At 54.2% G+C, this 13756-nt stretch carries 12 protein-coding genes and 1 pseudogene; 8 read left to right on the top strand and 5 right to left on the bottom strand.

Annotated features, from left to right (window positions below):
- Positions 1-26: 26 nt before the first annotated feature.
- Positions 27-1421: a glutamine synthetase family protein gene (locus RJ38_RS00280; protein ID WP_052245090.1), complete on the bottom strand. Its 1395-nt coding sequence runs from the start codon at positions 1419-1421 to the stop codon at positions 27-29.
- Between the two features lie 95 nt (positions 1422-1516).
- Entirely contained in the window at positions 1517-2176 is a 660-nt protein-coding gene (locus tag RJ38_RS00285) for a GntR family transcriptional regulator (protein WP_039016912.1), read from the bottom strand.
- Positions 2177-2351: 175 nt separating this feature from the next.
- Between RJ38_RS00285 and RJ38_RS00290 the strand changes: the two genes are divergently transcribed.
- The 8 genes and pseudogenes from RJ38_RS00290 (at position 2352) to RJ38_RS00325 (ending at position 10572) form a co-directional block, all read left to right on the top strand.
- On the top strand, positions 2352-3431 hold the full coding sequence (locus tag RJ38_RS00290; protein WP_039016913.1) for a polyamine ABC transporter substrate-binding protein: 1080 nt from the start codon (positions 2352-2354) through the stop codon (positions 3429-3431).
- 67 nt (positions 3432-3498) lie between these two features.
- A complete protein-coding gene (locus RJ38_RS00295; RefSeq protein ID WP_039016914.1) occupies positions 3499-4626 on the top strand; it encodes an ABC transporter ATP-binding protein in 1128 nt (375 codons plus the stop codon).
- A gap of 2 nt (positions 4627-4628) precedes the next feature.
- Positions 4629-5744 (top strand): ABC transporter permease subunit, encoded by a 1116-nt coding sequence (locus RJ38_RS00300; RefSeq protein WP_238321608.1) that lies wholly within the window; start codon positions 4629-4631, stop codon positions 5742-5744.
- Positions 5741-6538 (top strand): annotated as a pseudogene (locus tag RJ38_RS00305) (ABC transporter permease); the annotation flags it as partial. The gene RJ38_RS00300 and the pseudogene RJ38_RS00305, both read left to right, overlap by 4 nt.
- A gap of 12 nt (positions 6539-6550) precedes the next feature.
- Positions 6551-7891: a type I glutamate--ammonia ligase gene (locus RJ38_RS00310; protein ID WP_039016944.1), complete on the top strand. Its 1341-nt coding sequence runs from the start codon at positions 6551-6553 to the stop codon at positions 7889-7891.
- Entirely contained in the window at positions 7878-9245 is a 1368-nt protein-coding gene (locus RJ38_RS00315; RefSeq protein WP_238321609.1) for an NAD(P)/FAD-dependent oxidoreductase, read from the top strand. Before RJ38_RS00310 ends, RJ38_RS00315 begins: the two co-directional genes overlap by 14 nt.
- Positions 9246-9259: 14 nt before the next feature.
- Positions 9260-9985: a type 1 glutamine amidotransferase gene (locus RJ38_RS00320; protein WP_052245091.1), complete on the top strand. Its 726-nt coding sequence runs from the start codon at positions 9260-9262 to the stop codon at positions 9983-9985.
- Positions 9982-10572, top strand: coding sequence for a gamma-glutamylcyclotransferase family protein (locus RJ38_RS00325; protein WP_039016916.1), 591 nt, complete (start codon positions 9982-9984; stop codon positions 10570-10572). The genes RJ38_RS00320 and RJ38_RS00325 overlap by 4 nt, the downstream gene beginning before the upstream one ends.
- On the opposite strand, the gene RJ38_RS00330 is transcribed toward RJ38_RS00325, so the two are convergent.
- The 3 genes from RJ38_RS00330 to gltX form a co-directional block, all read right to left on the bottom strand.
- A complete protein-coding gene (locus RJ38_RS00330; RefSeq protein WP_039016917.1) occupies positions 10573-11982 on the bottom strand; it encodes an MATE family efflux transporter in 1410 nt (469 codons plus the stop codon). It abuts the gene before it with no gap.
- Positions 11983-12097: 115 nt separating this feature from the next.
- Positions 12098-12349 (bottom strand): CBU_0592 family membrane protein, encoded by a 252-nt coding sequence (locus RJ38_RS00335; RefSeq protein ID WP_039016918.1) that lies wholly within the window; start codon positions 12347-12349, stop codon positions 12098-12100.
- A complete protein-coding gene (gene gltX, locus RJ38_RS00340) occupies positions 12342-13670 on the bottom strand; it encodes a glutamate--tRNA ligase (protein ID WP_039016919.1) in 1329 nt (442 codons plus the stop codon). The genes RJ38_RS00335 and gltX overlap by 8 nt, the downstream gene beginning before the upstream one ends.
- Positions 13671-13756 lie beyond the last annotated feature (86 nt).

A 13756-nucleotide genomic window follows, 5' to 3' on the forward strand; every position in this document is an offset into this window, starting at 1 on the left:
TCAGTGTGTTGTATAGGTGTATCGGGTCACGCGTTCAGCAACAGATGCTGACGTTCCCAAGGGGAAATCTCGCGTTGGTATTCTTCAAGTTCCGCGCGTTTGATGTCGGAATACAGCTGGCAGAATTCCTCGCCAAGCACGTCGCGCAGCGCCGTATCTTCTTCAAACAGATCAAGCGCATTGGTTAAACTGCCGGGCAATTCCGCCCCGCCTTCATAAATTTCATGGTTAACAGGGTCACGCGGCACGATTTGCTCAATCATGCCCAGATAGCCGCAAGCAAGACTGGCCGCGATGGACAGATAGGGGTTTGTATCGATCCCAATCACACGGTTTTCCACACGTCGCGCTTCGGGCCCAGAATTTGGAATGCGGATGCCCGTTGTTCTGTTGTCAGCCGCCCATTCGACATTGGTTGGGGCGCTCATGCCTTCTTTGCTGAACCGGCGGAAAGAATTCACATAAGGCGCAAGCAATGGCACCGCATGAACCAAATATTTCTGCGATCCACCGATGAAATGATGGAAATAATCGGTTGGGTTGCCATCTGCATCCGAGAAGATGTTCGCACCGGTCGCCGAATCCACAATTGATTGGTGAATATGCATCGCAGACCCTGGCTCGTCCCGCATTGGTTTCGCCATGAAGGTTGCAAAAATTCCGTTCTTCAACGCAGCTTCCCGAATGGAACGCTTGAAGAAAAACACCTGATCCGCAAGGTTCAAGGGATCGCCGTGCATGAGGTTAATCTCAATCTGACCAGCGCCCCCTTCTTGGATGATCGTATCAATCGCAAGGCCCTGTGCCTCAGCGAAATCATAAATAGTATCAATCACATCGCCGTATTCATCCACAGCATCCATCGAATAGGCTTGGCGTGACGCCGAACGTCTGCCCGTGCGCCCCAACGGTGGCTCAATGTCTTCATTTGGATCCGTGTGGGGCTTGGTCAGAAAGAACTCGATTTCTGGCGCGATAACCGGCGTCCAACCTTTATCAGCATAAAGTTTCAGCACACGTTTCAACACGTTGCGCGGCGCAATCCCCAAGGGTTCACCATCTCGCGTTTCAAGATCACAGATCAATTGCAACGTCGGATCTTCGGCCCATGCCACTGCCGTACAGGTATTCATATCGGGGCGCAGAACAATGTCTTTTTCAAGCCATTGGTTCTCGATCTCCATATCGACGTATTCACCGGAAATTGTCTGATAAAACAAAGATATCGGCAGAAAAAACGTCCCATCGGGGTCGAATTTGTAAGATGGCATCGCCTTACCGCGCGACATGCCCACAAGGTCTGGCGTGATGATCTCTACTTCATCCAAACGCCGGTCGCCAAGATATTCTAAAAAGGCCGCTGGCAGGGTTTCAATCCAGGGTATCGTGGTTTTCTTCGCGGGTGTGGGGCGTTTAGCCATGGGTTTTATCCTGATTTCAGGGCCTATCCAGAGGGATATCCCGGTGATTCAAAAATATGATCAAAATATTAGGCCTGTCAATCCACGAGGCCGATTCAGGATGAAGTTTCACCAAAAACCAACACCTGACGCACCTGATCCATGCCCTGACGAATATCGGTTTCGATTGCACCACAAGCTTTTTGCAGATCCCGGGTTTCAAGGGCGCGAATGGTGACGTCATGTTGATCGGGCAAAGCGCTTGCGCCGTATCGCGTCAACACAACCCTCAATGATGGGCCCGCCCGAAGCCAAAGTGACTGCGCCAAAGTCAATAAAATTCCCGCCCCTGCAGCTTCATAAAGCGCAAAATGAAAACGGTAATTATACTTCAAATAGCCTTCGATATCCCCAAGCGAGATCGCTTCGTTCAGCTTATTGTCAATGCCACGTAAACTAGAAATCTCTTCAGAACCAATGCGCGGCACGGCAATTTGCACAAGCTTGGGTTCAATGGAAAGCCTTGCAAAATATAGTTCTTCCACTTGTGAAATATTCAACTGGGGCACCGTAATGCGACGATTTCCCTTTGCCTCTAAGGCACCTTCAGCCGTCAAACGGCGCAAGGCTTCGCGCACAGGCGTTGTCCCCGCATCAAGAGTTTCCACAAGACCCTGGATCGTTACAGGTTGCCCCGGCACAAGCACCCCAAACAATATCATTTCACGAATGCGCAGATAAATCGCTTCGTGTTCTGGGATTTTTCTTTGCTCCACGTCGCCTCTCCTGACTGGGGATTCTCCCAGTGTCTACAAAAGATAGAGCCCCCAGATTGGCGGCACTTGTTCCCTTGCCTCCCAACTGTTTTACGTCTCCTGTTGCGCCGAATCAATAAATTTGATCATATCCTTGATCAAAGGTGCAATTACCTTGGGAACGGGAGACCAAATCATGAAAAAACTAACACTGCCTCTGGTACTGGCGATGGGCGCAACCACAGCATATGCTGAAGAAGTTCGCGTTTACAACTGGTCCGATTACATCGACGAATCCGTCCTGGAAAAATTCGAAGCCGAAACCGGCATTGACCTAGTCTATGACGTGTTCGATTCAAACGAGTTGCTCGAAACCAAAATGTTGGCCGGCGGTTCGGGCTATGATGTTGTGGTTCCTTCCGCAACTTTCCTGCAACGTCAAATCGCGGCAGGCGCATTTCAGCCCCTTGATTTTGCTAAACTTCCCAATAGCGTTAACCTTTGGGATGCCATCAAGGAACGCACAGAAGCTTATGATCCAGGCAGTGAACATGCGGTGAATTATCTCTGGGGCACCACCGGTATTGGCGTGAATGTCGGCAAGGTACGTGAATTGTTGGGCGAAGATGCCCCTATCAATTCCCTCGCCCTGATCTTCGATCCTGCAAACATGGAAAAGCTGGCGGAATGTGGCGTTCAAGTGCTTGATGCTTCAGACGAAATGATCCCAGCGGCGTTGATTTATATTGGCGAAGATCCTGACAGCCACGACCCTGAAGTGCTCGCAAAAGCTGAAGCTGTATTTGCCGCAGTGCGCCCGTACATCCAAAAATTCCACAGCTCGGAATACATCAATGCTTTGGCAAATGGCGACATCTGCGTCGGTTATGGCTTCTCCGGCGATGTACTCCAAGCACGTGACCGCGCAGCAGAGGCCGAAAATGGCATCGAAATCGCCTATAACGCCCCGATTGAGGGCGCGCAAATGTGGTTCGACATGATGGCCGTTCCAGTGGATGCCCCAAACCCAGAAGGCGCACATAAATTCATCAACTTTCTGATGGATCCGCAGAACATCGCCGCCGCAACGAACTATGTGAACTATGCCAATGGTAACAAAGCAGCACAGGAATTCGTCGATCCAGAAATCCTCGCTGATACAGCGGTTTATCCGGATGAAGCAACCTTGGAAAACCTATATGTTAAGAACTCCTACCCTGCCCGCGTTCAGCGCGTTGTGACACGTCTGTGGACAAAAATTAAATCTGGCGTCTAAGCCAGATTGGTAAAAAATTGACGCGGGCGGACACCGGCCGCGTCTGTACTATCGGGGAGGGAAAGTTATGAATACACAGACCATCGACAGCAATTTTGCGCCTTGGGAAAACGCGGAAGAAACGCCACTGATTGATTTTCAGAACGTGACAAAACGGTTTGGCGAGTTCACCGCGATCGACAATCTTAACCTGAAAATTTACGAACGCGAATTCTTCGCCCTGCTTGGCCCCTCGGGCTGCGGCAAGACCACATTGATGCGGATGCTTGCGGGTTTTGAAAACCCGACGGAGGGCACCATCATTCTGGACGGGCAGGACATCGCCCCGGTCCCGCCAAACAAACGTTCCACCAATATGATGTTCCAGTCCTACGCGCTGTTTCCGCATCTTTCCGTCGCCGACAACATTGCATTTGGCCTGAAACGCGACGGCATGGCAAAAGGCGATGTCGACGCCCGAGTTGATGAAATGATCCGTCTTGTGCAGCTTGGTAAATTTGCCAAACGCAAACCCGATCAGATCTCAGGTGGTCAGCGTCAACGTGTGGCACTGGCCCGCGCACTTGCCCGTGCCCCGAAACTTCTGCTGCTGGATGAACCCCTTGGTGCGCTGGATAAAAAACTACGCCAGGAAACCCAGTTCGAACTGATGGATATCCAAGAAAGCACGGGAACCACCTTTGTCATCGTGACCCATGATCAGGAAGAGGCCATGACAGTTGCCTCCCGCGTTGCTGTGATGGACCACGGAAAATTGGTTCAAGTCGACACGCCAGACCGTATTTATGAAAACCCAAATTCGACCTATGTCGCTGACTTCATTGGCGATGTGAACATCCTGAAAGGGCATGCATCTAAGACCGACGCGGGCTGCACCATTGCTTGGGGCGAAGGTCAGCCCGAGATCAACACATCCTGCGGCACCGAACTACGCGGCGCAGTTCACTATGCGATCCGCCCTGAAAAAATTGCGGTTTCCGCTGATAAACCCGATGCCGCGAACGTGCTTAAAGGCACCGTTCTGGACATTGCCTATCTGGGCAATATTTCGACCTATTACGTTAAGCTGGCCACCGGTGAAGTGATCAAAGCCCAGGCCGCCAACAACCGCAGAATTTCGCGACGCAGCTTCACCTGGGAAGACGAAGTTTACCTTAGTTTTACTGACACCGCCGGTGTCGTATTGGCGCAATAACCATGAATATCCTGCGCCGCACCGCCCTTATTCTGCCGCCATATCTCTGGCTGTTGATGCTGTTCCTGATCCCCTTTGCAATCGTTTTCAAAATTTCTCTGTCGGAATACGCCCTCGCGATTCCGCGCTATATGCCGCAATATGATCCAGAGACAGGCATTTGGCACCTGATCACACAGCTGAGTTTCGAAAACTATCGCCTGATTGGCGCTGGTGCCGTGATTGCGGTTCTCTCCGGTATTGCCCTACTCGCCGCACTGATCTTTCTGTTTTACCCGAGGCTCCGGTCGGCCTTCAGTGGGGAAACTGACGGGTCACTCTCTGATCGTCTCGCCGCATTTTTGCTGGGCCTTGCTGCCGCCGCCGTTCTGGTCATTCTTGGCACCATCGCTCTGTCATGGTTCTTCCCCTCTTTGTCTGGGTTTGTTGAGCTGCAAGACCATCTCTATTACACGGCTTATCTATCCAGCCTGAAAATCGCATTGTTTTCGACATGCTTAACCCTAGCTGTTGGGTTTCCGTTCGCCTGGGCCATGGCGCGTTCACCCGCGCAATATCGCCCCATGCTGATGATGCTTGTGATTTTGCCCTTCTGGACGTCTTTCCTAATCCGGGTCTACGCATGGCGCGGCATCCTCAGCCAGACGGGATATCTCAATCAGATCCTCATGGCGCTTGGAATCATTGATGAACCCTTGGTCATTCTGAACACCAATATCGCCGTCTATATTGGCATCGTTTACACCTATCTGCCGTTCATGGTGCTGCCGATCTACGCGACGCTTGAAAAGCTGGACGAAAGCCTAAATGAGGCCGCGATTGACTTGGGGTGCACCCGTACATCTGCCTTTTGGCTGGTGACGGTGCCCCTGTCGCGCCCCGGCGTGATCGCGGGCTGTTTCTTGGTCTTTATTCCCGCACTTGGCGAATATGTGATCCCGGAACTTCTGGGGGGGTCAAACACCTTGATGATCGGCAAAGTCCTTGTGGAAGAGTTTGAGAAAAACGGAGACTGGCCCGTTGCCAGCGCTGTTGCTGTCATCCTTCTGTTGATCCTGATCATCCCCATCGTGCTGTTCCAGCGCAACCAGCAAAAAAACCAGGAGGCCGGCCTATGAAACGTTTATCATGGTTCAATGTCACCTCACTGACCCTTGGCTTTGCCTTCCTTTATCTGCCCATTCTGTTGCTGATCATCTTCAGTTTCAACGAAAGCCGTCTTGTCACGGTATGGGCGGGGTTCTCGACCAAATGGTACGGCGAATTGATGCAAAACGAGGCCTTCCTCAAAGCAGCATGGGCGACGATGAAAATTGGCGTTGCCTCAGCGACACTTGCGACAGTCCTTGGCACAATGGCTGCCTGGATCCTTGTGCGTGGTGGGAAGTTCCGGGGGCGCACTTTGTTCTCCGGCATGATCTACGCCCCGCTTGTGATGCCCGAAGTGATCACCGGCCTGTCGCTGTTATTGATGTTTATCGCGCTAAACGTTGATCGCGGATTGTTCACGATCATCCTGGCGCACACGACATTTTCAATGTGTTACGTATCGGTTGTGGTGTCTTCGCGTCTGGTCAGTTTTGATCAATCCTTGGAGGAAGCCGCGCTTGATCTGGGCTGCACCCCGTTCGAAGCCTTCCGCCTGGTGACTCTGCCAATCATCGCGCCCTCTGTGATTTCGGGCTGGCTTTTGGCCTTCACCCTGTCGCTGGATGACTTCGTGATCGCCAGCTTCACTTCAGGCGCCGGTGCTTCGACCCTGCCGATTGAGATTTTCAGCCGTGTACGCCGAGGGGTCACCCCGGAAATCAACGCGCTCTCCACCATTATGATCTCTATCGTGGCGATCGGCGTGATTGTAGCGTCACTTTCCGCCAAACAATCCGCCGCCCGCAAAAAACGCGCTGAACAAAGGCCGCACAAGATGTCTGATTTCGACAAATCCTTCGACGGATACACCACAACCTACGGCGTGCCGGATCGGATCGAGCTGATGCTGTGCGACTTGAACGGCATCCTGCGTGGCAAATGGCTGCCCGGTGATCAAACCGGGAAATTTGCCAAGGGTGACGTACGCCTGCCTTTGTCCACCTACGCCCCGAATATTTTGGGCGAAGAGGTGGAAGAAACCAGTCTTGGCATCGTGGCCGGTGACCCTGACGGGCATCTTATCCCCATCACAGAAAGCCTTGCGCCTGTCCCTTGGGCGAAGGGCAATGTGGCGCAAATGCTGGTGGAAATGGTGGAACCAGGCCAAGACAGCAACCCGCTGTCCCCCCGTGGTATCCTTAAGAAAGTCTTAAACCGTTTCGCCGCGAAAGGTATGTTTCCCGTCGTCGCCAGCGAATTGGAATTCTACATATTTCGCAAGCGCGACACGGCACAAGACGCCCCACAGCCCCCGGCCCACACGCCGGACGCGCAGAATTACGACCTTGAGGTTCTGGATCGCCAAGAAGACATCCTGACCGAAATTCAGGCGGCCTGTTCCGCACAGGGCCTCGCCACGGATACGCTGATCGCCGAATATGGCCCGGGTCAGTTTGAAATCAACTTTCACCACACCGGTGACGTCTTGCGCGCCGCCGACACAGCCCTTCTTTTCCGTCGTTTGGTGCGCGCGGTTGTGGCCCGTCACGGCATGGAAGCCAGCTTCATGGCGAAACCCTATGCCGAATTTCCAGGCAACGGCATGCATCTGCACACCTCTGTTGTGGATGGCGATGGCAACAACGTGTTTTCCGCAGATGATGGTATGGGCGAGACCCTGCAAAACGCCGTTGCAGGTGTGCTGTCGACCATGGCTGATCTACAGGCGGTGTTCGCGCCGCACATGAACAGCTATCGCCGTTTTCAACCCAACAGCTTTGCCCCGACAGCGCCAGATTGGGCCTTGGACCATCGCGGCGCATCCGTGCGTATTCCGGCCACCAAAGGCCCCGGCGCGCGACTGGAACATCGAATTTCCGGCGCGGATGTGAACCCATATCTCGCCTTTGCCGCGATCTTGGGCGGGATGTTGCATGGCATTGAAACCAAACCAAAACTACCCCTGTCTCTTGATGACCCCAAGGCCACGCCATCCACACCCTTGGGCCATGATTGGTTGAACGCCGTGGATCGCTTCGCCGCCTCAAACATCGCCACAGAGATCTTCGGCGCAGAATATGCGAAACTATACGCAACCCTGCGGCGCGATGAGATCAGCAAGATAACAACCCGCCTGACCCAGGTGGAATATGAGGTCTATCTTGGCCGCCTCTGATGCCAATCTAAACCGGATTTATGAGGCAGAGGCATATGGCCCCTTGCCCCATGAAAACAACTATTGGCGCACCACATTTGACGCGCCGCATTTCCCAGCACTGGCCAGTGATCAGACCTGTGACATCGCCATTATCGGCGCAGGTTATACCGGCTTACACGCCGCCCTGCGTCTTGCTGGCGAAGACGTCGTCGTCCTTGATACCCACCAACCCGGATGGGGTGCTTCAGGGCGCAATGGCGGGTTTTGTTGCCTTGGCGGGGCACACGCGGATGATGCTGATATTGCCAAGATGTTCGGCGCATCAGATGCGGCGTCTTGGGCGCAAACCCAACGTGCATCTGTTGATCATGTGGATCAGTTTTTGCAGGATCACAGCTTGGATGTGGATCGCCATTCTGACGGTGAAACCATCCTCGCCCATACGCCGAAAGCCTTTGCTGGCCTGCAACATGAACAGGCTTGGATCAAAGACACTTACGGCATTCACGCCCCACTTTATTCTGCGGACGCCATGATTGACCAGGGCATGTGCGCCAGCGTCAATGCCAAGCAACCTGGTTTTGTGGGCGCACTCACCATCCCTGTCGGCTTTGCCCTAAATCCGTTGAAATATGCATCTGGCCTCGCGAACGCTGTGGCGAAATCTGGTGCAAAGATCCACGGCGACAGCCCGGTGATTAATGCGGAATACAAAGACGGCCTGCATGTTTTGCGCACGCCTCAGGCCATTCTGCGTGCCAAAAAAGTCATCTTCGCAACCAATGGTTACAGTAGGGACAATCTACCCAAGCAGTTGAAAAAACGCTACCTTCCGGTGCAGTCCAACATCCTCGTCACCCGCCCTCTGACGGAAGACGAGCTGGCCGCACAGGGTTGGACATCGCGTCAAATGTGTTACGACACCCGCAATCTACTGCATTACTTCCGCCTGCTGCCCGACAATCGCATGTTGTTCGGCATGCGCGGCGCAACCAGCGCCAGTCCCGACGCTTTCGCCGCCGCAGAAGCCGCCACACGCCAGCATTTTGAAACGATGTTTCCGGCCTGGTCCCATATCGGCACGCCCTATTTCTGGTCTGGCTTGATTGCCGGCGCGCGTAACTTCGTGCCCTTCGCAGGCCCTCTGCCCGAACTGCCCAACGCTTACGCCGCTATGTGTTACCACGGAAATGGCGTTGCAATGGGCAGCTATTGTGGCAAACTCATCGCTGAAAAATTGCTAGATCAACCCCATGCCACCACCGCGCCAGATTTCCTAGACCAGCCCCTTGCGGCTTTCCCATTTGGGCGTTATCGGCGTCATATTCTACCACTTCTCTATCGCTGGTACAGCTTCCAGGATGGACCATAAGACCGGAGCCCACCATGACCAGAACCCTGAAAATCGGTGTATTGGAAACCGGCCTGCCCCCAGAAGAGCTTGCCCCTGATTTCGGTAACTACCCCTCTATGGTGGAAAGCTGGCTGACGCCGCTGTCTGCGAAATACGACACCGAATTCACCTTCTACCCGATCCTGTCAGGCGACATCCCAACCGACGGCAGCGCGGCGGATATTTGGGTCGTTACCGGATCGAAATTCGGCGTTTATGAAGATCACTCATGGATCGCCCCATTGGAAGAGCTGATCCGCGATGCGAAGGCCAAAAAGGCCCTAATGATCGGCATTTGTTTCGGCCATCAATTGATTGCCCAGGCCCTTGGTGGCACAGTACGCAAATCGGGCAAAGGCTGGGGTGTTGGCCCGCATGTCTATGACACATCCGCTTGGCCTGAAGCCTTGGGTGAAACACCTAACAGTCTGAATTTGCAGGCCTATCACCAGGATCAGGTGGAAGTTCTGCCCGCAGGTGCCCAAACCATTGCGAGCTCTGAGTTTTGCGAGCATGCCGCCCTGTGGTACCCGGGTTTTGCCGTAACCGTGCAGGGCCACCCGGAGTTCTCAAAAGACTATGCCAGCGCGCTGATCGAAAGTCGTCGTGGTACCGTTTTATCCGAAAAAGACGCGGATCAGGGGCAAGAGAACATGGCCCGCGACGTCACAGCGTCTTCGCTTGCGGAAATGATTGCCACGCATTTGGATCACCTATGAAACGCTTCTTTTTCGGCTACGGATCGCTGGTTCATAAAGGCACGCATGACCATCAAAATCACGCCCCTGCCCGGCTTCAGGGGTGGAAACGGGCCTGGGTCGCAACCCCTGTGCGCGCCCTGCCATTTCTGTCGGTGATCCCGGATGAGACCAGCGCAATTGACGGATTGATCGCAGAGGTTCCTGATCAGGGTTGGGCTGCCCTTGATCAACGTGAGGCCGCCTATCAGCGCCTCCCACTGGGTGCGGAATTATCCCATGATATGAAGGATATGCCGCCCAACAGCCTGACTGTGGTGTATTCCGTCGCCCCGGATGGACAACAGCCTGCCAGCGCGAAAAACCCCATCCTTCTGTCCTATCTCGACGTGGTGGTCCAAGGGTATTCTGATGTCTTCGGCCCGGCTGGCACCGACCATTTCTTTGCCACCACGCATAACTGGACCGGCAGTTTTCTGGATGATCGTGGTGCGCCAATTTACCCGCGTGCACAGCTTTGTGATCCAGCCCTGCAAGCGGATACCGACTCACGCCTGACCGCAATGGGCCAGACGCGTGTCATGCCGGCAGACTTTCCGCTTTGGTGATCAGCGGCGCAATGAAAACAGTGCCATAAGCCGCGCCTGACGCGAAAATTCTGAGGGCTTTGCAGGGGCTATGTTCTGCCCCATCACCCGTCTTGCCAAGACAAAAGCAATCGCGCCAAAGATCACCCCACCGGCGGCCTGTCCAATCAACACGCCAGGTGCCCCGAACCATGCGGCACCAACCCAAACAAAGGGGATCGTGCCCAAAGTGTGGCGGCCCCAGTTGATCCATGTGGAATAGAACGGGTGACCCAGGTTGTTGAACGCCGCGTTGCCGACAAAGATCACGCCGTTGAAAAAGAACATCAACGACAGTGGGCCACAGAACAAATAGACCAGCGTCAGTGTCAAGCCATCGGCTGCAAACAGTCCGGCAATCAGGGGACGCAACAGGTAAAGCAGGCCCGACATCGCAGCGATCCAAAGCACCAAAAATTTCAACCCTTCAATAAACGCTTGTTGCACACGATCCTGCTTTCCAGCCCCTGCATTCTGCCCAATGATCGGTCCAATCGCACCGGACAACGCGAAAACAGCGGCGAAGGCAACCGGCGTTAAGCGACCAACAATCGCCATCCCAGCGACCGCCGCCTCGCCGTAGGCCGCCATGGAACGCGTGACAAACGCTTGGCCCAGGGGCGTTGCAAACTGGGTCAGAATCGCTGGAATCGCGATGGTTAAGATGACCGGAAAGTCTTCGCGGAATTCCTCAGATGTGGGTTTATTCAAGCCGCCGTGATATTTGAAAATAGGATATAAAGACGCCGCCGCAATCGCAAAACGTGACGCAACCGATGCAAGGGCCGCCCCCGTCAGGTCAAGGTTCAAACCAAAGATCAGGATTGGGTCTAAAACGGCATTCACGACACCTGCCAAGATGGTTGCAAACATTGCCCGTTTTGCCGCCCCATGGGCCCGCAAAATCGCACCACCGACCATGCCGATGATCAGCAAAGGCAAAGCGGGAACAATGATTTGCATATAACTGACCGCCAGATCTTGGGTCTCGCCCGTGGCCCCCATCAAACCAACCAGAAAATGCAGGTTCATCCAGATCGCAAGCGCGAACAATGCCCCGACGCCGACCCCATATAGCATTGCGCTGGCCGCGCGGCGGCTGGCCATTTGATGGTCCCCCGCGCCCAAAGCACGCGCGACCAACGCCCCCGCCGCAATCGACATGCCGATCCCGAAGGATGAGGTGAAAAACAGGATCGCCCCCGCATATCCCACCGCCGCGGCCAGCTCAGCCTTGCCCAGCATGGAAATGAAAACCATATCCGCGAAATCGACCAGAAAAATCGCCATCAACCCGATGGAAGCGGTCAGCGACATGGTGGTGACGTGCCGGAAAAGGCTGCCCGTCAAAAACTTGGCCTGAGCATTATCAGATGCGGTATCGGTGGTCATGGCGGCTCCTGTCGCTGATCACGGTATTGTGAGCATGCAGCCCCAAAAAGAAAACCTGCGTAAATGCACAGAGAGCACGCAGGATATCTCTATTTGTGTATTTTCACATGGGAAACTAACGCCGTGTCCGCATGTATTGCCAAATGCCCAGCACGCTGATCGCGATCCAGAACCCTTCCATCAAGGCGGAAGCCAGGTTGAAGTTGTGATACAGCGAATAGCTGATCAACACAGACCCGCCCAGGTTCACCAGTGGGAACGCCAAATCATCCGAGTTCAGCCAGCGCATCTGTGTCGCCAGATACGCCAGCCCAACCATCAATGTGCCGCAAACACCAATCGCATCATGCAGCGCAAATTCAGTCATTTTTCGCGCGGATCACCTGCATCAGCGGCAGCAATTGCCCCATGTCAGGCCCATGTGCTTGGCCGGTCAACGCTTTGCGCAACGGCATAAACAACCCACGTCCTTTGCGACCAGTCGCCTCTTTCACGGCTTTGGTCCAAATGCCCCAGGATGTCTCGTCAAAGGGCATAGCAGGCATCATCGCCAAGGCCTCTGCGACGAAATCTTTATCTTCATCTTCAATCACCGGATCGGCACCATCGCGCAACAAAACCCACCAGGCCTCAAGATCAGCCAGCACCGTGATGTTTTCGCGCATCAAGGTCCAAAACGCCTCGGCCTTGTCAGCTGGAACACCAATTTCAGCGATCTTGTCAGAAACTTCTGCGAAATCACGCCCGTGGTTCACCTTTGCGGTCAGTGGTTTCAGGTCTTCCACGTCAAACTTGGTAGGCGCAGATCCGAACTTCGAAATATCGAAACCATCCACTAATTCTTGCATCTGGGACCGCAGCTCAACCGGGTCAGCAGAGCCCAGGCGCGCAAGCTGTGACAGCATCGCCATTGGCTCAATCCCTGCCGCGCGCAGATCACGCAAAGACAATGTGCCAAGACGTTTGGACAAGGCCCCGCCATCCGCATCCGTCAGCAAGGAATGGTGTGCAAATTCTGGCACCGCACCGCCCAGCGCTTTGATGATTTGGATTTGGGTCGCCGTGTTGGTCACGTGGTCAGAACCACGCACAACATGGGTCACGCCAAAGTCAATATCATCGCAAACAGAGGCCGGCGTATACAGGAATTGCCCGTCCGCACGGATCAAAACCGGGTCAGACACCGAAGCGGCATCAATCGAAATATCGCCCAGCACGCCGTCTTTCCATTCGATCCGTTCAAGGTCGAGCTTAAAGCGCCAATGCCCATTGCCACGTTCCGCCCGCAGCGCGTCTTTTTCCGCACCCGTCAGGTTCAAACCCGCGCGGTCATACACAGGCGGCTTGCCCATGTTCAGCTGTTTCTTACGCTTCAGGTCCAGTTCAACCGGGGTCTCAAAGCATTCATACAAACGGCCAGAGGCACGCAGTTGATCCATCGCCTCATTGTAACGATCCAAGCGATCTGATTGGCGTTCAACGCGATCCCAAGTCAGACCAAGCCAGGTCAGGTCTTCTTTGATGCCATCAACATATTCTTCTTTGGAACGCTCAGGGTCCGTGTCATCGAGGCGCAGAATAAACTCGCCGCCGTTCTGTCGTGCAATCAGGTAATTCATAAGTGCGGTGCGCAGGTTGCCGATATGAATATAGCCGGTGGGCGACGGTGCAAAACGGGTGGTTGTCATCTGATACGTTTCCTCTGATCCCTGACAGAATATCAGGTCGCGCGTGGTCTCTCACACCCGCGCCCAAATGTCCAGTTTCAACGCCC

The sequence above is a fragment of the Halocynthiibacter namhaensis genome (assembly GCF_000812685.1).
GTDB classification, from domain to species: domain Bacteria; phylum Pseudomonadota; class Alphaproteobacteria; order Rhodobacterales; family Rhodobacteraceae; genus Halocynthiibacter; species Halocynthiibacter namhaensis.